The organism is Synechococcus sp. CBW1107 (genome assembly GCF_015841355.1).
GTDB lineage: Bacteria > Cyanobacteriota > Cyanobacteriia > PCC-6307 > Cyanobiaceae > Regnicoccus_A.
Genome location: NZ_CP064908.1, coordinates 169,799 through 188,907 on the forward strand (window position 1 = coordinate 169,799; position 19,109 = coordinate 188,907).

General features: G+C 67.6%; 19 protein-coding genes and 1 tRNA gene. 10 read left to right on the forward strand and 10 right to left on the reverse strand.

All coding sequences use genetic code 11. The features are described 5' to 3' along the window. Nucleotides 1–37: 37 nt before the first annotated feature. Nucleotides 38–505 (forward strand): hypothetical protein, encoded by a 468-nt coding sequence (locus tag I1E95_RS00935; protein WP_197164571.1) that lies wholly within the window; start codon nucleotides 38–40, stop codon nucleotides 503–505. Nucleotides 506–525: 20 nt separating this feature from the next. Continuing rightward, a complete protein-coding gene (locus tag I1E95_RS00940) occupies nucleotides 526–1,143 on the forward strand; it encodes an alpha-ketoglutarate-dependent dioxygenase AlkB (protein WP_197164572.1) in 618 nt (205 codons plus the stop codon). Nucleotides 1,144–1,162: 19 nt separating this feature from the next. Here the strand turns inward: I1E95_RS00940 and I1E95_RS00945 are convergent, their stop codons facing one another. Both I1E95_RS00945 and I1E95_RS00950 read right to left on the reverse strand, forming a co-directional pair. Then, nucleotides 1,163–1,423 carry a hypothetical protein gene (locus I1E95_RS00945; RefSeq protein WP_197164574.1) on the reverse strand — a complete coding sequence of 87 codons (261 nt, stop codon included), beginning with the start codon at nucleotides 1,421–1,423 and terminating at the stop codon, nucleotides 1,163–1,165. A 4-nt stretch (nucleotides 1,424–1,427) separates the two neighbouring features. Next, nucleotides 1,428–2,420 carry an RpoD/SigA family RNA polymerase sigma factor gene (locus I1E95_RS00950; protein WP_197164576.1) on the reverse strand — a complete coding sequence of 331 codons (993 nt, stop codon included), beginning with the start codon at nucleotides 2,418–2,420 and terminating at the stop codon, nucleotides 1,428–1,430. Between the two features lie 144 nt (nucleotides 2,421–2,564). Between I1E95_RS00950 and I1E95_RS00955 the strand changes: the two genes are divergently transcribed. Together I1E95_RS00955 and I1E95_RS00960 are read left to right on the forward strand one after the other, a co-directional pair. Then, nucleotides 2,565–3,290: a pseudouridine synthase gene (locus tag I1E95_RS00955; RefSeq protein ID WP_197164578.1), complete on the forward strand. Its 726-nt coding sequence runs from the start codon at nucleotides 2,565–2,567 to the stop codon at nucleotides 3,288–3,290. Nucleotides 3,291–3,322: 32 nt separating this feature from the next. Then, nucleotides 3,323–4,255 (forward strand): RodZ family helix-turn-helix domain-containing protein, encoded by a 933-nt coding sequence (locus tag I1E95_RS00960; protein WP_231594765.1) that lies wholly within the window; start codon nucleotides 3,323–3,325, stop codon nucleotides 4,253–4,255. Here the strand turns inward: I1E95_RS00960 and malQ are convergent. Beyond that, nucleotides 4,201–5,802, reverse strand: coding sequence for a 4-alpha-glucanotransferase (gene malQ / locus I1E95_RS00965; RefSeq protein ID WP_197164580.1), 1,602 nt, complete (start codon nucleotides 5,800–5,802; stop codon nucleotides 4,201–4,203). The genes I1E95_RS00960 and malQ overlap by 55 nt on opposite strands. After that, nucleotides 5,802–6,986 carry a Coenzyme F420 hydrogenase/dehydrogenase, beta subunit C-terminal domain gene (locus I1E95_RS00970; RefSeq protein ID WP_197166928.1) on the reverse strand — a complete coding sequence of 395 codons (1,185 nt, stop codon included), beginning with the start codon at nucleotides 6,984–6,986 and terminating at the stop codon, nucleotides 5,802–5,804. The genes malQ and I1E95_RS00970 overlap by 1 nt, the downstream gene beginning before the upstream one ends. Nucleotides 6,987–7,089: 103 nt before the next feature. On the opposite strand from I1E95_RS00970, the gene I1E95_RS00975 reads away from it, so the two are divergent. Next, the gene (locus tag I1E95_RS00975) at nucleotides 7,090–8,151 is read left to right on the forward strand and encodes an LCP family protein (RefSeq protein WP_197164582.1); all 1,062 of its coding nucleotides are present in this window, start codon (nucleotides 7,090–7,092) and stop codon (nucleotides 8,149–8,151) included. Between the two features lie 4 nt (nucleotides 8,152–8,155). Here I1E95_RS00975 and I1E95_RS00980 read toward each other — a convergent pair whose 3' ends face one another. Further along, complete coding sequence (locus tag I1E95_RS00980) at nucleotides 8,156–8,728, reverse strand: hypothetical protein (RefSeq protein WP_231594766.1); 573 nt, start codon at nucleotides 8,726–8,728, stop codon at nucleotides 8,156–8,158. A 66-nt stretch (nucleotides 8,729–8,794) separates the two neighbouring features. On the opposite strand from I1E95_RS00980, the gene I1E95_RS00985 reads away from it, so the two are divergent. Next, nucleotides 8,795–9,790 carry a ribose-phosphate pyrophosphokinase gene (locus I1E95_RS00985; protein ID WP_197164586.1) on the forward strand — a complete coding sequence of 332 codons (996 nt, stop codon included), beginning with the start codon at nucleotides 8,795–8,797 and terminating at the stop codon, nucleotides 9,788–9,790. A 128-nt stretch (nucleotides 9,791–9,918) separates the two neighbouring features. Then, entirely contained in the window at nucleotides 9,919–11,112 is a 1,194-nt protein-coding gene (locus tag I1E95_RS00990) for a glycoside hydrolase family 10 protein (RefSeq protein ID WP_370594600.1), read from the forward strand. On the opposite strand, the gene pepN is transcribed toward I1E95_RS00990, so the two are convergent. From pepN to I1E95_RS01010, 4 genes are all read right to left on the reverse strand, one after another. Continuing rightward, entirely contained in the window at nucleotides 11,082–13,790 is a 2,709-nt protein-coding gene (pepN, locus tag I1E95_RS00995; protein ID WP_197164588.1) for an aminopeptidase N, read from the reverse strand. The two genes, I1E95_RS00990 and pepN, sit on opposite strands and share 31 nt — an antisense overlap. 40 nt (nucleotides 13,791–13,830) lie before the next feature. Continuing rightward, nucleotides 13,831–14,280, reverse strand: coding sequence for a glycine zipper 2TM domain-containing protein (locus tag I1E95_RS01000; protein ID WP_197164590.1), 450 nt, complete (start codon nucleotides 14,278–14,280; stop codon nucleotides 13,831–13,833). Nucleotides 14,281–14,414: 134 nt separating this feature from the next. Next, nucleotides 14,415–14,816, reverse strand: a complete 402-nt coding sequence (locus I1E95_RS01005) for a cAMP phosphodiesterase (protein ID WP_231594768.1) — start codon at nucleotides 14,814–14,816, stop codon at nucleotides 14,415–14,417. 48 nt (nucleotides 14,817–14,864) lie between these two features. After that, nucleotides 14,865–15,446, reverse strand: coding sequence for a hypothetical protein (locus I1E95_RS01010; RefSeq protein WP_231594769.1), 582 nt, complete (start codon nucleotides 15,444–15,446; stop codon nucleotides 14,865–14,867). Nucleotides 15,447–15,523: 77 nt separating this feature from the next. Here I1E95_RS01010 and I1E95_RS01015 point away from each other — a divergent pair, with 77 nt between their 5' ends. After that, on the forward strand, nucleotides 15,524–16,717 hold the full coding sequence (locus I1E95_RS01015; RefSeq protein WP_370594565.1) for a histidine kinase: 1,194 nt from the start codon (nucleotides 15,524–15,526) through the stop codon (nucleotides 16,715–16,717). Nucleotides 16,718–16,790: 73 nt separating this feature from the next. Beyond that, nucleotides 16,791–16,863 (forward strand) — tRNA-Glu (locus I1E95_RS01020). Nucleotides 16,864–17,146: 283 nt separating this feature from the next. Here the strand turns inward: I1E95_RS01020 and I1E95_RS01025 are convergent. After that, nucleotides 17,147–17,707, reverse strand: a complete 561-nt coding sequence (locus tag I1E95_RS01025; protein WP_197164594.1) for an SRPBCC family protein — start codon at nucleotides 17,705–17,707, stop codon at nucleotides 17,147–17,149. A gap of 161 nt (nucleotides 17,708–17,868) precedes the next feature. Between I1E95_RS01025 and I1E95_RS01030 the strand changes: the two genes are divergently transcribed. Next, nucleotides 17,869–19,026: a phycobilisome linker polypeptide gene (locus I1E95_RS01030; protein WP_197164596.1), complete on the forward strand. Its 1,158-nt coding sequence runs from the start codon at nucleotides 17,869–17,871 to the stop codon at nucleotides 19,024–19,026. Nucleotides 19,027–19,109 lie beyond the last annotated feature (83 nt).

Below are 19,109 nucleotides of genomic sequence, written 5' to 3' on the forward strand. Positions count from 1 at the left end.
CGCTAGGGTCAGCGTCACGTTCCTGGCAGCCCGACCCGTGATCAGTGATCCCACCGGTTCCGAGGCCCTGGTCCAGGGCTATGCCGGAGGCTCCTTCGCCGATTTCGAGGGCGCCGACATCCTTCTGGAGTACGTGCCGGTGGGGCAGCCTCCCTTCTTCCTGGCAGGGGTGGGCCTCGTGATCGCGATCCTCTGCGGCCTGACCTTCTCACGCCTGGTGCAGAACCGGCTCGACGGCTGGAAGCAGGACCGCCTCCAGCTGCTGCCCCTGGCCGTGCCGGAAACCGTGGCCTCCTACTCGGGGCTGATCCTGGGGGTGACGCTGTTCATCGGTGGCAGCCTGCAGGTGTTCGGCTTCGCTGGCGGCACGGCCCTGCTCGTGGCCCTGCTGCTCTCTCTGCTCACCGCCGGGGCCCTCTGGGTGCAACTGGAGGGCCTGATGGGTCAGGTGCAGGACGGCAGTTTCAAGGCCGTGGATTTCGACAACTTCGATCAGTTCTTCTGAAGCCTGCAGCGGCTGTCCCGATGGAACCGGCAGGCCGGATCCTCTGCTGGCAGGCCCCAGGCCTGGCCCTGCGTCTCTGGCCGGACTGGGTCGAGGATGCCGACCGGCAGCTGAGCCGGCTGCAGCAGGAGATTCCCTGGCGCCAGGAGGCGATCATCCTGTTCGGCCGCAGCCGGCCCATGCCGCGGCTCACCTGCTGGGTGGCGGATGACGGCTGCACGTACCGCTACAGCGGCCTGGCCAACGAGCCCCAGCCCTGGTCGGCAGCCCTGCTGGAGATCAGGAAGGCCCTGGAGACGACCCTGGGCTGGCGCTTCAACTCGGTGCTGCTCAACCGCTACCGCGACGGCAGCGACGCCATGGGCTGGCATGCCGACGATGAACCGGAGCTCGAGCCGCAGGCGCCGATCGCCTCGGTGAGCCTGGGGGCCAGCCGCAGCTTCCGCCTCAAGCCCCGAGGACGCCGGGGCGAGGGCGCCGAACCCATCACTCTGGAGCTGAGCCACGGCGATCTGCTGGTGATGGACCCTCCCACCCAGCGCCACTGGCTGCATGCGCTGCCACGGCGGCTGCGGGTGCGGCAGGAGCGCCTCAACCTGACCTTCCGGCTGATCCGAACCCCGGCCGGAGCCCGCTGATCAGGCCGCGCTGCCGAAATCAGGCCTCACTGCCGGCCATCTCCAGCATGGCCACCGTGACGGGGATCGTCTCCAGGGCCTCCTCGTTGTCGAGGAAGGCCTCGAAGGATCTGTACCGGCACACGCACGGGGGTGGATCACCCTCGGCCTGGGCCTGATCCCAGGCCTCCTGCCAGGTCAGCTCCTTGGGGCGGACAACGGCATAACAGGCCAGCGCCTCCTCCAGATCGCCGGCATCAGCGACGCACTCCCCTCGCCAGTAGACCTCGAAGAAGGTCATGGTCTCAGGCCACCAGATAGCCCTCGAGGCGACAGGAGCGGGAGCGGATCCCCTCCAGGGCGCGGCGCTCCAGGTTGCGGGTCTTGTCCCGGCTCATGCCCAGAGTTCGGGCGATCGAGGTGAGACTCATCGGCTCATCACCATCGATGCCGTAGCGCATCGTCAGCACGCTCCGCTGCAGCTCCGGCAGCTGCTCCAGCAGCGCACGCATGTCACCCCGCAGGCACTCCCCGTCCACGCTCTCCGCCGGCAGCGTCCCATCCGCCTGCAGCAGGTCCAGCAGTTCCGTGTCCTCTCCGTCCCCCACCTTCGTCTCCAGGCTCACCGGTTGCCGCGCACGGCAGAGCAGATCCTTCACCTCCTCCTCCGGCAGCTCCACCGACTCCGCCAGTTCGCTCAGCGTCGGGGTCCTCCCCAGCTCCTGGCTCAACTCCCGCTGGCCTTTCTTCAGCTTGTTCAGCGTTTCGGTGATGTGGATCGGCAGACGGATCGTCCGGCTCTTCTCCGCGATCGCCCGCGTGATCCCCTGACGGATCCACCAGTACGCATACGTGCTGAATTTGTAGCCCCGCGTCGGGTCGAACTTCTCCACGCCACGCACCAGACCGATCGTTCCCTCCTGGATCAGGTCCAGCAGTTCCATGTTCCGCTTGGTGTACTTCTTCGCCACGCTCACCACCAGCCGCAGGTTCGCCGCCACCATCCGCTCCTTCGCACGCCGCCCGCTCGCCAGCTTCCGCTTCAGCAGCGCCGGGCTCAGACCCGCCGCGCTCGCCCATTCCGCCGCACTCGGCTTCTGGCCTCCGGCGCGCATCTCCAGTTCCTGCTCCGTTTCCTCCAGGCGCATCAGCTCCTGCACCTGACGGCCCAGCGTGATCTCCTGCTCATGGGTCAGCAAAGGCACGCGGCCGATGTCGCGCAGGTACGAGCGCACCAGGTCGCCGGTGGGCAGCAGGGACGACGAGGAGGCTGCGGCGGCCACGGGGAGGGAGGGCATGGGGCCGGTTGGGGAGTTAGGAAACCTTTGTGTTTCGTAAATTACCACTGACAGGCCTCTCCAGGCCAGACCCTCGCCTGCGGAGGGCCGATCAGGCCCCGGCCTGCGGAACGAAGGCAACACTGGAGACACGGGCACCCGGACATGACGGCGCAACGACTTCAGAAACTGCTGGCCAGTGCCAGGCTCTGTTCCCGACGCCGGGCCGAGGAGCTGATCCTGCAGGGGCGGGTGACGGTGAACGGATCCGTGGCACGGCTCGGGGACCAGGCCGATCTCTCCAGCGACCGGCTGGAGCTGGATGGAAAACCGGTGGGTCCGCCAGCCGCCAGCATCACCGTGCTGCTCAACAAGCCCCGCGGCGTGATCTGCAGTTGCCACGATCCCGAGGGGCGTCCGACGGTGCTCGATCTGCTGCCGCCGGAGCTGGGCGAGGGGACCGGCCTGCATCCTGTGGGGCGCCTTGATGGCGCCAGCCGAGGAGCGGTGCTGCTGAGCAACGACGGGACGCTCACCCTGCACCTCACCCATCCCCGCTTCGGCCACCGCAAGCACTACCGGGTCTGGGTCGCCGGTGAGCCCTCCGCGGCGGCACTGGAGCAGTGGCGCCGCGGCGTTCCCCTCGACGGCCAGCCCAGTCAGCCGGTGGGGGTGAAGGAACTGGCGCGGGGGCGACGGGGCACCCTGCTGGAGCTGGAGATGGGCGAGGGCCGGAACCGGCAGATCCGGCGCACGGCGGAGCTGCTGGGCTACCCCGTACGCGATCTGCAGCGGGTGGCGATCGGTCCACTGCGCCTCGGTGAGCTTCCCGAAGGACGCTGGCGCCACCTCAGCCCTGAAGAATGGAGGGAACTGGACCCGCGGAACTGAGCCGCGGACCGATCGAACCCACGCCCTGATCGATGCCGCCCTCCAGGATTCCCACGGCCGTGCCCTCCCGCCTCAGGGGCTGGTGGCCCTGGCGGAAAGCCGTGCTCAGCCAACCGGTCGAGCCGCGGGAGGATCCTCTGCTCAACGCCGGCCGGCAGCTGCGCCAGCAGCGGGAAGCCCGGGGGCTGAACCTGCGCCAGCTGGCGATCGAGACGCGGGTGAGCACCCCGGTGCTCGAAGCCCTGGAGCGCGGCTGGCGCGAGCGGCTGCCGGAGCCGGCCTACCTCAGAACCATGCTGCCGCTGCTGGAGCAGCATCTGGATCTTCCGGCCGGTGCCCTCAATGGGGCCCTGCCGGACCGACCCGAGACGGCCCAGCACGGCGTCTCAGGGCGTCAGGCCCTGCTGTCCCGCTTCACGCCGGGATCGATCGATGTCTTCACCACCTGGCAGGGGACCGTGCTCTACGGGGCACTGACCCTCGCGCTGATCTACGGCGTCAACCTGCAGCAGCGGCGGCTGGCTGCTGAGAACCTGCTGGCCCTGCGGCCGATCTCCCCCCTGCCGGCCTCGGAGCAACGGGCACCGGACCCCAACGCCGAGCTGCTGCAGGCCTATCCAGATCTCAGGCCCCTGCAGCAGGCGGCGAGGGGTGTGGCCAGGCAGCGGCTGCTGGAGGGAGGCCTCGAGCGCCGTCCCGCCGCCGGGGTGCTGCAACTGCGGCTGGGGCAACCCACCCGAATCAGCCTCGGCAGTGAGGCGGGGGTGAAGACCGAACTCACCGGGGCCTCGGGTGAGCTGGTGCTGCAGCTGCGCCCCCCCCTGCGTCTGACTCTGGATCCTGTGCCATCGCAGGGCGCAGTGCTCTGGGACGGCAAGGCACTGACACCGGAGCCCGGAGGTGGGGGCCGTTACCGGCTGCCTCCGGCCACGACCTCAGGCGCGCAGGTGCCCGTGCGCCCATAGCGCTGGGCCAGCCCCTGGAGCCCCATCAGCGGATCCCGGAGGCTGGCGATCGGCTGGCCCAGGCGCCAGGTCCAGTTGCCCGAGGCGGTGCCTGGCGTGTTGAAACGGGCCTGGTCATCGAGATGCAGCAGATCCTGCAGGGGAACCACCGCCAGCTGGGCCGAGGAGCCCAGAGCCAGCTCCAGCAGCTGCCAGCCCGGTGCGTCGATGGTGTGTCCGACCAGCTCCCCCACCTGGCGCCGCTGGTCCTCCTCCAGGTCCTGCCACCAGCCCAGACAGGTGGCGTTGTCGTGGGTGCCCGTGTACACCACCCAGTGCTCACCCTGGTAGTTGGCCGGCAGGTAGGGATTGTCGGCGTTGCCATCGAAGGCGAACTGGAGGATCTTCATCCCCGGCAGGGCGAAACGATCGCGCAGGGCCTCCACCTCCGGGGTGATCACACCCAGGTCTTCGGCGATCAGGGGCAGCGCCGGGGCTGAGCGGCCCCTGCTGCCGCCGGCACCCTGCTGCCGCTGCCAGCGCGCCTTCAGGCTGGAGAGCAGGGCCGCACCTGGGGACGGGCGCCAGCGACCCTCCTGGGCCGTCCCGGCCTGGCCGGGCACACTCCAGTACGACTCCAGCGCGCGGAAATGGTCGAGCCGCAGCAGGTCGAGCAGCTGCAGCTGCCGCTCCAGCCGGCGCATCCACCAGCGGAACCCGGTGAGCCGGTGCAGGCTCCAGCGGTAGACCGGGGTGCCCCAGAGCTGGCCGGTGTCAGAGAAGTAATCGGGGGGGACACCGCTCTGCTCGGTGAGGGAGCCATCGGCGCGAACGGAGAACAGGCGGCGGTTGGCCCAGACATCGGCACTGTCGTGGGCCACGTAGAAGGGCAGATCCCCGATCAGACAGACGCCTGAACGGCTGGCGTGGCGGTGCAGCTGCTGCCATTGCCTCTGCAGCTGCCACTGAATCAGGGCTTCCTGCAGCAGGGGCCCGGAAGCCTCTCTGTCGAGCTGGCGCAGGGCCAGGCGGCCGCGCCGCGCCAGGGGGCGGGGCCAGGTCCACCAGGGCTGCTGGCCGTGGCGCTCACGCAGCACCATGTAGCGGCAGTGATCGCGCAGCCAATCGTTCTCCCGGTTCCGCCAGTGCTCGAAGTCCTGACGGTGCTCCTGGCTCTGGGCCGGCCAGTGCTCCAGCAGGCGTTCCCCCAGAGCCGAGGCCCTCAGCCGTGACGCCTCCAGGTCAAGCCGCTCGTGGCTGCCGGCTGGGAGGTCCGCAGCGGAGGCGGCATCGAGGAACCCATCCGCCACCAGCGTGTCGGCGTCGAGGAACCAGGGGTTGAGGGCGAAGCCACTGGGGGAGCTGTAGGGGGAGCCGGTGCCATCGGTGGGGGCCAGGGGCAGCAGCTGCCAGGCGGCGATGCCGGCGGCAGCCAGCTGGTCGATCCACTGACGAGCCGCCAGACCGAAGGTGCCGCAGCCCGGGGTGCCCGGCAGGGCACTGGGATGGAGGAGCACGCCGCACTGCCGGAAGGAAGGCCCGTGGTCGGGACCGGAGGGCACAGGCATCAATCGGGCAGGCGGTAACGGCTGATGATGGCCTTGGCGAAGGCTGGAATGTGGCGTTCCGCCTGATCCGGGTGATGACGTCTCACCCAGATCGCGTTGCGGGTGAAGTGGGAATCAATCGAAAAGCGGCCGTATTCCAGGCCGCGGGGACCGAACCGCTTGACGACGAAGCCCACCACCTCCGCCAGCCAGAGGGGCAGCTTCACGGCGTTGTCGTAAGCCTCGATCCCCTGTTGCACAGCGGCGCGGCGATCCCCCTGGCTGGTCACGGGGGCGGTGTCGAGCTCGGCCTCCACCAGATCGAGCAACTGCTGGCCCCTCGGGTTGCGCACCACCAGCCACTGGCGTCCGAAGGTCGCTCCCATGTAGCCCACCACCAGATCGGCGCCGGCATTGGTGTAATCGAAACAGCTCAGGCAGCTGGGGGCGAAGACGCTCTTGAGGTTGGGGGTGTCGAGACCGAAGAACGGCACGGTTTCCTCGCTGCCGTCGCTGTGGCGGAAATGGATGCGGAAGTCCTGCATGAACTCGTAGTGCACCACCGTCTCCGGAGAGCGGCTGGCGCTCTCCAGGAACGTCTGCAGGCCACGGCGGCTGACGTTGTCGACGCAGGGCATGCCCAGCACATAGAGCTCGTCGAGCGGCAGGGTGTCCTGCACGGCACGCAGCGCCTGGATCTGGCAGCCCACACCGATGACCAGCAGGCGGCGGATGCCGCTGCCGGGGAGCTGCTGCAGCACCTCCAGGTTGGGGGAGAGGGTGGGCTTGTTCACTCGGGCCGCCAGCACCTCCTCGGGGGTTCGCGCCAGCACCGGCACCGGGGTGAAGCGGTCGTCCGGGCTCTGCTGCACGCACAGCACGGCATCCACCAGGCCGCTCTCGAGGGCGCGCACACCGATCCGGCTGACGATGCCGGTCCACTGGGCTCCCTCGATCGGGGCCTGCAGGCGGGCGGTGAGCATGCGCTGATGCACACCGAAGTAGAGCTCGTCGTCGTTGGCCAGGTCCCGGCGCCGGCCGTGGGCGCGCTCTTCCATCCGGTCGAAACCCTGGGTGAGGAACGCGCAGGCGTTGCGGACGTAGGCCACCCAGCCCGTGTCGCACAGCCCGCACTCACTGCAGAGATCGCGGGCCGGCTTGACGCTGCCCCTGGACAGGGGCCGGGCCCGCTCATGGGGAGCCAGCTGATGGCCGGGAGCGGGGGAAGCGGCCGGGGCGGGGCCTGAACGGGGAGCGGCGCTCAATGCTGGATCCCGACGGGATGTGGGGGTCCTCAACCTATCGGTCATGGCACCGGCCCTGAAGAAGCTGCGTCAAAGTGAGGCGATTCCTCAGGCCAATCCAGTCGTGGCAGGCAAGTCCAGGGCAGACGAGAACCGGCAGGAGCCATCCCGGCCCCCGTCAGCATCCCCGGCCCGGCCACGACGACGAGGGCCCTGGACCCTGCTGGCGGGGCTGGGCCTTGGGGCTCTGGGGCTGGTGGGCTCGGTGAGCCTGCTCGACCTGGTCTGGCCGCCGCAGGATCGGGGGCTGAGCAGCGAGGAGCAGAACGGTGAGGCCGCCCCCCTGGCCAGTCCCCCCTCAAGAGCGATCACGGTGCTGCTGATCGGCAGCGACGCCGATCGCCTGGCCGCCGCCAGCAACGGCGCGGCCCCGGCAGGGGCCGCCAACAGCGACACCCTGATGCTGCTGCGGGTGGACCCTGCCGGCCCCCTGCAGGTCCTCACCATCCCCACCGAACTGGCCGTGAAACTACCCGGCCAAAAGACCGTGCAGCCGCTGGGATCCCTCTACAGGCAGGGTGGGGCAGCCCTCACTGCCGGCGCCGTGGCCGAGCTGGTGGGACTCGATCCCGGCCAGCCCGAGCGCTACGTGGTGCTGCCGCGCTCGGCCCTGCGGGAGCTTGTCGATGGCCTGGGGGGGCTGGAGGTGAGCCTGGATCAGCCCCTGAAGTACAGAGACAGGAGCCAGGCGTACAGCATCGATCTCCAGGGCGGCCTGCAGCGGCTCAAGGGTGCCCAGGTGGAGCAACTGGTGCGGTACCGCGGCAAGCAGCAGGGGGAGGCCGGCCGGCGGGAGCGACAGCAGGAGGTGGTCGCTCTGATCGTGGGCGAACTCGTCCGTCCGGACCAGTGGGCCCAGCTGCCGGAGCGCTGGCAGCGGCTCACCTCCCAGCTCGACACCAACCTCAGCCAGGGGGAGGCCCTGAGCCTGGCCACGGCCGGACTGCGCCAGGACAAGCCTGTGCGCTACGGCCAGATTCCTCTGGCGCCCCCGGCCAGGCCGGATCAGACCCTGCGCCAGATCAGCTCCAAGGCCCCCACACCCCTGTGGCCGGCCAGCCCCTGAGCAGCTAGGCCGCGTCGGCGGCGACCTGGTTCCAGCGCCGCCTGAGGCTGAGGGAGAGGTCTGCGTCGGCGTCAGCTCCGTCGCCCTGAACCAGCGCCCCCAGCCAGGGGAGTCCATCGCGGCGGCGGGCCTCCCGATCGAAGCGACCACCCCACTGGATCAGGCCCAGCAGGGGCACCCCTCCGAGCTGCAGCAGGGCCGTGCTGGCCGCGGGCAGACCTCCATCCGCCTGTTGAGCGTCGATCAGCAGCACGGTCGGCTGGCGCCAGGCCCCCAGCAGCTCCGACCAGCGCCCACCCCAGGGCTGAACACCCCCGGGATCCTGGGGCAACGGCACGACCCAGGAGCCGCCGCGCCTGCTCAGCTCGGCCATCAACACCTCCACCGGCGCATCAGTACCACCCGTGGTGGCCGCCAGCAGCGGAGGCATGGCGACGACCCCGAGCAAGGCCCCCAGCCGGTTGGCAGCGTCCTCCACGCCAGCGGCGGCACCGACGGAGGCGGCACCCACCAGCACCAGGCGCAGCGGCGGGATCGAAGCCGAGGAATGGGGGGATGAACCCGCTGCCTTCATCATTGTTTGCCCTGAGCGGGCCTGGGGGCTTCTACCATCAGGCTTCAGCCCTGCTTGCTCACGCCCGCCGTGACCAGTTTCTTGACTGCTGAACGGGTGGAGCAGGACAGCAAGCCCCATGACACCCGCCGTCTGCGCCTGTTCAGCGGCACCTCCAATCCCGCTCTGGCCCACGAGATCGCCAGCTACCTGGGCGTGCCGGATGGTCCGAGGGTGATCAAGCGCTTCGCCGACGGCGAGCTCTACATCCAGATCCAGGAATCGATCCGCGGCTGCGACGTCTTTCTGATCCAGCCCACCTGCGCTCCGGTGAACGATCACCTGATGGAGCTGCTGATCATGGTGGACGCCTGCCGCCGGGCCTCCGCCCGCCAGATCACTGCCGTGGTCCCTTATTACGGCTACGCCCGGGCCGACCGCAAGACCGCCGGGAGGGAATCGATCACTGCCAAGCTGGTGGCCAATCTGCTGGCCCAGTCCGGCGTCGACCGGGTGCTGGCGATGGATCTGCACTCGTCGCAGATCCAGGGATATTTCGACATCCCCTGTGACCACATCTACGGCTCACCTGTTCTGGTCGACTACCTCTCCGCCCGCGACCTGGGCGAGATGGTGGTGGTCTCCCCCGATGTGGGCGGTGTGGCCCGGGCTCGGGCCTTCGCCAAACGCATGCACGATGCCCCCCTGGCGATCATCGACAAGAGGCGCTCCGATCACAACGTGGCCGAAAGTCTCACGGTGATCGGCGATGTGGCCGGCAAAACAGCGGTCCTGATCGACGACATGATCGACACCGGCGGCACGATCTGCCAGGGGGCCCGCCTGCTGCGGCGCGAGGGGGCCCGCCGGGTGCTGGCCTGCGCCACCCATGCGGTCTTCTCACCCCCTGCCATCGAGCGCCTCTCGGAGCCTGGACTGCTGGAGGAAGTGCTGGTCACCAACAGCATCCCGATCAGCGACGATCGCAGCTTTCCCCAGCTGAAGGTGCTGTCCGTGGCCAAAATGCTCGGCGAAGCCATCTGGCGCATCCACGAAGAAAGCTCCGTGAGCTCGATGTTCCGCTGAGTCAGAGGCCCCGCTGAGCCCTGCCTCCAGCCCCTGTCCCCTCGCCCACGCCCCCCATCCCGTTGCGACCCCTGCTGCCTCGCCCCGCGTCCCCTGGTCTGAGCGGTCCACTCCCCCGCCGCGTCCGACTGAAGAGGGCCCTGCCGGCCCTGGCCACGGTGCTCCTCACCTCCTGCCTGCAGGCCCTGGGGACGCTGCCGGCCCTGGCCGCCAGCCAGCGGGTGGGGGTCTGGCTCACCAACAGTCCCAGCCCCCTCTACTACGACGCCAACCTGATCGAGAAGGCCGTGGCCGAACTCGACGCCGCCGGCTTCAACACGCTCTACCCCAACGTCTGGAGCCGCGGCTACACGTTCCATCGCAGCCGCTACGCGCCGATCGAGCCGAAGCTGAAGCAGGTGAATGCCTCGCTTGATCCCATCTGCCGCATCACCAAGGCCGGTCAGAAGCGGGGCATGAAAGTGATCCCCTGGTTCGAGTACGGCCTGATGGAGCCGGCCGATGCCGAAGTGGTGCGCCGGCATCCCGAATGGGTGCTGCAACGCAGCGACGGCTCCACCCTCTACGCCATGCACGGGGCCGACCTCAAGACCTCCCCCCTCAAGGATCTGCGGGTCTGGCTCAATCCGTCCCATCCCGGTGTGCGTGAGCGGGTGATCGGGCTGATCGGGGAAATCGTGCAGCGCTGCGGGGTGGACGGGATCCAGCTCGATGATCACTTCGCCTGGCCCGTGGAGCTGGGCTACGACGCCTACACCCGCGCCCTCTTCCGTGCGGAGAAGGGCCGCGAACCGCCCCGTGACTACAACAACCGGGAATGGATGACCTGGCGGCGTCAGAAGCTCACCGGTCTGCTGCGGGATCTGCGCGCCACGATGCAGAAGGAACGCAGCGGCGCGGTGATCAGCCACTCCCCCGGTCCATTCCGTTTCGCCTACAACCACTGGCTGCAGGACTGGGAGATCTGGGCTCTGGGCCAGCTGGTGGACGAGCTGGTGGTCCAGAACTACGCCTACTCCGTGGCCGGGTTCACCAAGGACCTCGACCAGGCAGCGCTGGTGAAGGCCCGACGCTGGGGCATGCCCGTGCAGATCGGGGTGCTGGCGGGCTTCGGGGGCCGCAGCACCTCCTCAGAGGTGCTGGGGAAGAAGGTGGAACAGGTGGCCAGGCGTGGCCTGGGAGTGATCTACTTCTACTGGGAAGGGCTCTGGGGAGCCTATGGGGGGCCGGAAGGAGCGAGTGCACGCCGCTCCTCCTTCCAGCGTCTGCACGGCGCTCTCTACCCGGATCCCTACCCGCGCAGCTCCCGCCCCAGGCTCTGATCCAGCACCTCCCTGGTGTTGGCCGAGAGCCCGGCGACCGCCAGCTGCTCCATCGCCTCGCGCATCCGCTCGCCCCGCTCGGGGGCATAGCTCTGCCAGCGGCTGAACACCTTGGCCAGCCGTGAGGCGGTGATCGGATTGCGCTGGTCGAGCCGGGCGATCTGATCGGCCATGAACCGGTAGCCGCTGCCATCGGCGGCATGGAACACCGGTGGGTTGGCCACCAGACCGCCAAGCACAGCCCGCACGGAGTTCGGAGCCGCCGGGTCATAGCGAGGATGAGCCAGAAGCGCCTGCACCCGCTCGAGCCCGTTGGGGAAGGGGGCGGAAGCCTCCAGGCTGAACCAGGCATCGAGGATCACCGGTTTCTCCTGCCAGCGCTCGTAGAAGTCCACCATCGCCCGCTCCCGCTCGCTGCAGGCCAGGGGCTGCAACGCCCGCAGCCCGGCCCGCGCCAGGGTCATCGAGGGGCCCTCCACCGCGGCGGCGGCCTCAGCCATCACCGCCCCATCGCCCGCGGCAGCCCGCCAGGCCCAGACCAGCCCGGTGAGCTGGCGATCGCCGACACCCTCGGGCCATGGCAGGCCCCACTGGGGACGGCAGCGCTCGAGGCAGGCCGCCAGGGGTTCGGCCAGGGCTTCCCCGAAGCGGGTCTGCAGGGTCCTCCTCGCCAGATCCAGTGCCGGTGGATCAGGCTCAGCGCTGGCCGCCTCGAGTTCGACCAGCCCCGGCATCGTCAGCAGGGCGCAGCGGTTCCCGTCGCTGAGCGTGCCCTCCAGCAGGATCCGCTCGAAGGCGGCCACCAGACCATCCTCAAGGGCCTCATCCGCGGCTCCTCCGGCGCGGCACAGCACCACCTGCCGAAGCAGCTCCTGGCCGGCATCCCAACGGGCCAGGGGCTCGCCGTCGCAGCTGAGCAGATGCAGCAGTTCCGCATGCGTGCGCTCGAACTCCAGCTGCACCGGAGCGGAGAAGCGGCGCAGCACGGACAGGGCCGGCGGGTGACTGTGGGGCTCGAAGTCCTCGAAGACCACGGTCTGCTCGGCCTGATCGATCACCAGCAGCCGTGTGAGCGGCCCCCAGGAGTGCTCGAGGCTGGCGTCCTCGGCGCTGGCGGCGGTTTCGCCGGGGCGTTGCAGCAGCAGGGGCTCACCGGCCTGGTCCACCGCCCCGATCGCCAGGGGAATCACAAGCGGCAGCTTGTCAGGCTGGCCCGGGGTGGCCGGGGTGTGCTGCCGGATGGTCAGCGAGAGACGGCCCCGATCCTCATCCCAGTGGCGCTGCAGTTCAAGTCGGGGCGTTCCCGCCTGGTGATACCAGCGACGGAATTGGTCGAAGCAGAACTCGCTGGTCCCGGATTGGTCGGAATCTCCGGCCTTGGCAGCCGCATCCTGCATGGCCTGCACAAAGTCGTCACAGGTGGCGGCCGTGCCGTCATGGCGCTGCACGTAGATGGCCATGCCACGCATGAAGGTGTCCGGGCCGAGGAGGGTGTGCAGCATGCGAATCACCTCGGCGCCTTTTTCATAAATTGTGGTGGTGTAGAAGTTATCGATCGCCTGATAATGATCCGGCTGCACTGGATGAGCGGTGGGGCCAGCATCTTCGCGGAACTGGGTGTTGCGCAACATCGCCACATCCTCAATCCGCTTCAGTGCCGGTGCATGCAGATCTGCTGTGAAGCTCTGATCCCTGAACACGGTGAGCCCTTCCTTGAGAGAGAGCTGGAACCAGTCTCGGCAGGTGATGCGGTTGCCTGTCCAGTTGTGGAAATACTCATGGGCGATCACGCTCTCGATCCGCTCCAGTTCGGCATCGGTAGCCGTGGCGGCATCGGCCAGCACCAGTTTCGAGTTGAAGATGTTGAGGCTCTTGTTCTCCATCGCGCCCATGTTGAAATGGCGCACGGCGACGATGTTGTACTCATCGAGGTCGTACTCCAGCCCATAGACCGTCTCATCCCAGGCCATCGAGCGCTTCAGTGAACTGATGGCATGGGCCGTGTAGGGAGCATCGCCAGGCTCCACATGCAGGCGCAACTGCACCGTGCGGCCACTGGCGGTGGTGAAGGTGTCACGGACCTCCTCGAGCACCCCGGCCACCAGGGCGAACAGATAGGACGGCTTGGGGAAGGGATCGTCCCAGACCGCATAGTGCCGCTCCTCCCCGCCGGCCAGGGCCGGCAGGATTCCCTGCTCGATGCAGTTGCCGTTGGAGAGCAGGACAGGGAAGAGGCCGCGCTCCGCCTCGATGCGCACCTGGAAGAGGCTGAGCACATCGGGACGATCGGGATGGAGGGTGATGCGGCGGAACCCCTCCGCTTCGCACTGGGTGGTCACCATGCCGCCGCTGGCATAGAGCCCCTCGAGGCTCGTGTTGGCACGGGGATGCAGGCGCACAACGCTGGTCAGGCGAAACGGCTGCGCGGGAGTACTCGAGAGGATGTAAGCGTCGCCGTCACGCCCGATCTCATCGAGCGCCACGGGCCGGCCGTCGAGGCCCAGGGAGAGCAAATCCAAACCCTCACCGCGCAGCACCAGCGGTTCGCCGGCCGCAAGGGGCGCCAGCGACAGGGTGGACTCCACCAGGGCCTCCTCGCCGAACAGGCGCACCGTCAGATCGGTGCGCTCAAGCCGGAAGGGGAAGGGCCGATAGTCGGCCAGCCGCACGACGCTCATCAGGCCAGGGGAAGAAGGCCCCCTGATCCTGGCTCCCCGCTCACCAGGGCAGGGGGCCTCGACCCTGACCGGCGTTGCAGCCCACCTGGGATCCGAGCAGGGCCCCCAGGGGGACCGCCCAGGTGCGGCCGTCATCGCGGGAGGCGGCGTAGCCGATGCCGCCGCCGATCACGCCGCCCACGAGCCGGCCGATCGAGCAGCGCTGCTGGAGGGCCTGGGCCTCCTCCCAGGTGGTGGGCGCCGGCTGGCCGTAGGGATTGCTGCCGCTGGGGACCTGGCTGCTGTAGTCCTGATAGGGAGCGGGTGGCCAGTTGCGGACCGGAGTCACGACATAACCGCGGGACACCGGGTAGCGATCCGAAGGCAGCTGGTAGCCCTGATAGCCCCCGTAGTAGGCCTCCTGGGCGGAGACGGCGGCCGGCATCGCGGCGGCGAGGCCACAGACCCCGGCAGCGAGCAGCAGGGGAAGACGCTGAATGAGGACGGTCATGGTGATCAAGCTGGAGGACAGCCCCGAAGGGATGCCATCAGCAAAGCCACCAGGACCGCCTGAACTGCAACTGCAGCTGGGCCGGATATGTACGGATGCGTCCGCCTCCGGCCAGCATCGTCTCCCTTGAGGGGTTACTTGCCTCCCTGCTGCTTGAGGGCGTCAGTCACCTTCTTGACCACATCAGGCGGCACTTCCTTGGGGCAGAGCTCGACGGCACCGATCACCGCGGAGTTCACCGAACCGCGCCGCAGCTCCTCGATCGTGAGAGCCTTGGAGCCCACCTGCTTGATCTGACCGTCATGCTGACCCTTGATCAGCTGGGCGATCGTTTCACCGGCGATGCTCGCCGCCTTGTCGAACTCGACGCCGGCACCGCGGGCAATGCAGACATTGACGGAGGCGATTCTGGTGTAAAGCGACATCTCGCTTTCAGTGGCGGGTGCCGCCAGGGCGGGGGCGGCAGCGGAAACGGCGGGAATGATGAGTGCGCCAGCCAGCAACAGGAGTCGGTGGAGGCAGTGCGTGAGGCGCAAGGAGAGCGTGTTCAACAGGCTCCATGCTGATGCACCGGGGCACGAACTTCAATCGGCAGGGAGCGGATCGCCGGGCCCCTCCAGCCTGATCTCATGATGCGTCTCGGTGATATCAAGCTCACCATCCCGCCAGGAGAAAATCGAGCAGGCCCGGATGCGGTCCTGATCGATCAGCCGGATGTGCTGCTCGATGTCCCAGCCCTGGTGCTGCGACTCGAAGATCATCTGGTGCTCATCCACCTGGCGGATCTGGGAGCGCATCGGCTGTTCCACGAGATACCCCCGGCTGCGCCGCAGCTGGTGACCGCAGAGGTAGGCCTCAAGGCTGCCCTCGCGCTGGTACTGGGGCTTCCGCTCGTAGAAGCCGAAGTCCTGCTCGGGTGTCCAGCTGAAGCGGTAGGCCGCCTCCCCCTCCACCGGCTGCTCGTACGTTTCGATCCGCAGCAGAAGGTCGAGGCGCAGGGGCTCATCCTCGCCACGGAAGAAATAGAGGCGGCGGGACCGCCAGAGCCCGAGGTTGCGCGAGAACCAGCGGCGCAGGCTGCTGTCCAGCTGGATGCGGCTCCCCTGGGGGTCACGCCTCGGCGGCCCGGAAGGGTCCAGCGGCACCCGTTCCGTGGATGGGGTCATGGGATGGGGAGATCGTCGGTGGGTCGATTGACAGGCTCGTCATAGCCAGCTCTCGGGCCAGCGTTCGACGCCATAAGGTGATCTCCACGATCTTGCCTGCCGCCAAGGTGCCTGAAGCGGGGAAAGCCGACTCCGGCACAACGGCACAAGGGCCCCTCCCGGCCAGGCGCCGGCCGCTCAAGCTGCTGCTGGTGGCGGCCCCCCACCATCTCGCTTCCGCCGATCTGGGTGGAGTCCTCAACTACCTCGAAACCTGCGACTGCGGCTTCGATGTGGCCCTGGAGCTGGCCAATCCAGCCTTGCGCCCCGAGCTGCTGGAGCTGCACCGGCTGGTGGCCACCCCGGCCCTGGTGAAACTGGAGCCCCCCCCTCGCCAGGTGCTGGCTGGCAATGCCGTCCTGGATCAGCTGAAGGGCTGGCTGCCGCGCTGGCAGCAGCTGGAGGTGGTCAGCGATCTGGGCATGAGCCTGCGGCCCGCGGAAATGGATGGCAGCCGCACCCAGCGGGAGCTGCAGCTGGAAGATCAGGTGCTGGTGCTGCGTCAGGAGAACGAAACCCTGATCGAGCGCCTGCGGGTTCAGGAGAGGCTGCTGCGCATGGTGGCCCATGAGCTGCGCACCCCTCTCACTGCCGCCAAGCTGGCCCTGCAGAGCCTGCAGCTCGGGCACATCAACAACACCCGCTGCCGGGATGTGCTCGACCGCCGCCTCGATGACATCGAGCATCTCTCCAAGGACCTCCTGGAAGTGGGCACCACCCGCTGGGAAGCTCTCTTCAACCCCCAGCGGCTGGACCTGGCGCCGGTGACCGCGGAGGCGATCCTGGAGCTGGAGAAACTGTGGGTGGGGCGGAACCTGCGCCTGATCACCGACATTCCCGCCGACCTGCCGGATGTGTTTGCCGATCAACGGCGCATGCGCCAGGTGCTTCTGAATCTGCTGGAGAACGCGTTGAAATTCACCCCTGATGACGGCGCGGTGACTCTTTCGCTGTTGCACCGCACCAGTCAATGGGTTCAGGTGAGTGTCTGTGATACAGGTCCGGGAATTCCCCGCGGAGAGCAGGAGCGGATCTTCCTGGAGCGGGTACGGCTGCCTCAGACCTCGGGCACCACGTCTGGGTTCGGAGTGGGACTCTCCGTTTGTCGCCGCATCGTTGAAGTGCATGGCGGACGGATCTGGGTGGTCTCCGAGCCCGGTGAAGGAGCCTGCTTCCACTTCACCGTTCCGGTGTGGTCAGGACAGAACTCCCCCAGCCAGGCCTCGCCTTGACGAAGGGACACTCCGACCCGTAGCGTCCATGGAACGGAAGCGGCGCCTTCAAACGCCCCTGCTCCGTGGCCTCGCCCCCATCGTCTAGAGGCCTAGGACACCTCCCTTTCACGGAGGCGACAGGGGTTCGAATCCCCTTGGGGGTATCACGATCAACCAGAAGATGGCTGAGTCCTGTCAGCTGGAAGCCATCAGATTGTAATGACCGGGGCAGAACTCCCCAGTCGATTGAGCGGTGATGATCCTGACATCTTCTGCGCAGGATTGCTCACCATAAAAATGACGTCAGCCAAGGCGGCAAATAAGTCCTCCAACAATTGATCCGAAAAAGGGATTGTCCATGAGGTTCGGGATCAAGGATCCTTTCTGCCTTGACACTCAAACCGGAGACGTGAACTTGATGGTTGAAATGATCGGCGACTGAACCATTCAGGCCTGTGCGGCGCGGCGCAGAGCTTCCTGTTGGACGGCGCGCAGGTTGGCAGCCAGGTCTTCGCGAAGCCGCTGCTCGATCAGCCCGATCGGCATGCCCTGGCGCCCCTGCACGGTGAGTTCGTAGAGCAACCGGGAGCCACCGGGTTCGCCGCTGACCTGCCAGGCCCCCTCGAAACGACGAAAATCTCCCTGGCGCATGCTGAAGCTGAGCAGGCCATCGTCGTGATGCTCCCGCAGTTCCAGTTCGACGCGGGCCGTGAAGCGCAGGCCGCAGAACTGCTGACAACCCACCTGTTCCAGGCCCACGGTGCTTCCCCGTCGCCAGAGCAGACGGGAGGTGGAAAGGTTGGGGATGAAGCGGCTGAGATTCTCGTAGTCGGTGAGCACGGCCCAGATCTGCTGGGGAGGGAGCTCGAGGCGGAGCTGAACCGCCAGACGACGGGCTCCCTGAGGCAGTCGCTCCATGTCCTGCTGGATCGTGTCCAGCGAACAGGCGTCCTGGCTGCTGAGCAGGCCCTGGATGGGAGGGGTTGTCAGAACCGAAAGTTGCGCCAAGTGAGGGGGAACGCCGGATTCATCGCCAGCCGGATCAAACCAGCCGCCACCAAACCTAACCGCAACAATCGGTTGCCGGTGCGGAAAGGCCCACGATCAGGAGGAGGGCTGTCCATGGGCATTGCCTATGATCGGCCCGGTTTTCCGGAGATTGAGGGTTCATGCGCATCTCGACCGCAGCGCTTCGTCAGTCCGATGCCCGCATGTTCACCCTTGTGGTGCAGGGCCTCAAAGCAGCTGGCACGCGCACGGCCGAGCGTTGCTTCAGCATCCCTCTCTCTCAGATGCAGACCACCCTGCGCATGATCAATCAACAGGGTGGTCGCCTGCTCTCGGTCACCCCAGCTGACCAGGCCTCGGCCGCCCCCGCTCCCGCGCCCGCCCCGATCGCTGCCAACGCCGCCGCCGCTCCCGTGACCACCCCCGTCAAGCACGAAGCTCCTCCCGTCAATCTCTACAAACCGAAGGATCCCTACATCGGCACCGTGCTCGGGAACTATTCCCTGCTGGCCGAAGGGGCGATCGGCCGGGTCAATCACATCACCTTCGATCTCTCCGAAGGCAATCTCCATTACGTCGAAGGCCAGAGCATCGGCATCATTCCCGACGGCGTTGATGCCAACGGCAAGCCTCACAAGCTCCGGCTCTACTCGATCGCCAGCACTCGCCACGGCGACAACCTCGAAGACAAGACCGTCTCGCTGTGTGTGCGTCAGCTCCAGTACGAGAAGGATGGGGAGACCATCAACGGTGTCTGCTCCACTTTCCTCTGCGATATCGAGCCCGGTGCCAAGGTTAAGATAACTGGCCCGGTGGGCAAGGAAATGCTCCTCCCCCCCGACGAGGACGCCAACGTGATCATGCTGGCCACGGGCACGGGCATCGCTCCGATGCGTGCCTACCTGCGCAGGATGTTCGATCCGGGTGAGCGGGCCAAGAATCCCGAGTATCAGTTCCGGGGCAAGGCCTGGCTGATCATGGGTGTCCCCACCACCCCGAACCTCCTTTATGAGGAGGATTTCCAGAACTACTTGGCCGAATTCCCCGACAACTTCCGCTACACCAAGGCGATCAGCCGCGAACAGCAGAACCCCGGCGGTGGCCGGATGTACATCCAGGACAGGGTCGCCGAGCATGGCGACGAGATCTTCACGATGATCGAGGATTCCAAGACCCACGTCTATATGTGCGGCCTGCGGGGCATGGAGCCCGGCATCGATGAGGCCATGAGCAAGGCCGCCGCCGCCAAGGGCCTCAACTGGGCCGAGCTTCGTCCCCAGCTCAAGAAGGCCGAACGCTGGCACGTGGAAACCTACTGAGCCAGACCGGGCTCTCTACGAGCCACGAATCCCCCGCCCGCCCCAGTGGCGGGCTTTTTTTTGCCGAAATCAGCACAGAGGGG

Coding starts and splice junctions, on each gene's coding strand:
- I1E95_RS00940 (WP_197164572.1), top strand. CDS start 526: ATGGAACCGGCAGGCCGGATCCTCTGCTGGCAGGCCCCAGGCCTGGCC.
- I1E95_RS00945 (WP_197164574.1), bottom strand. CDS start 1,423: ATGACCTTCTTCGAGGTCTACTGGCGAGGGGAGTGCGTCGCTGATGCC.
- I1E95_RS00950 (WP_197164576.1), bottom strand. CDS start 2,420: ATGCCCTCCCTCCCCGTGGCCGCCGCAGCCTCCTCGTCGTCCCTGCTG.
- I1E95_RS00955 (WP_197164578.1), top strand. CDS start 2,565: ATGACGGCGCAACGACTTCAGAAACTGCTGGCCAGTGCCAGGCTCTGT.
- I1E95_RS00960 (WP_231594765.1), top strand. CDS start 3,323: ATGCCGCCCTCCAGGATTCCCACGGCCGTGCCCTCCCGCCTCAGGGGC.
- malQ (WP_197164580.1), bottom strand. CDS start 5,802: ATGCCTGTGCCCTCCGGTCCCGACCACGGGCCTTCCTTCCGGCAGTGC.
- I1E95_RS00975 (WP_197164582.1), top strand. CDS start 7,090: ATGGCACCGGCCCTGAAGAAGCTGCGTCAAAGTGAGGCGATTCCTCAG.
- I1E95_RS00980 (WP_231594766.1), bottom strand. CDS start 8,728: ATGATGAAGGCAGCGGGTTCATCCCCCCATTCCTCGGCTTCGATCCCG.
- pepN (WP_197164588.1), bottom strand. CDS start 13,790: ATGAGCGTCGTGCGGCTGGCCGACTATCGGCCCTTCCCCTTCCGGCTT.
- I1E95_RS01000 (WP_197164590.1), bottom strand. CDS start 14,280: ATGACCGTCCTCATTCAGCGTCTTCCCCTGCTGCTCGCTGCCGGGGTC.
- I1E95_RS01010 (WP_231594769.1), bottom strand. CDS start 15,446: ATGACCCCATCCACGGAACGGGTGCCGCTGGACCCTTCCGGGCCGCCG.
- I1E95_RS01030 (WP_197164596.1), top strand. CDS start 17,869: ATGCGCATCTCGACCGCAGCGCTTCGTCAGTCCGATGCCCGCATGTTC.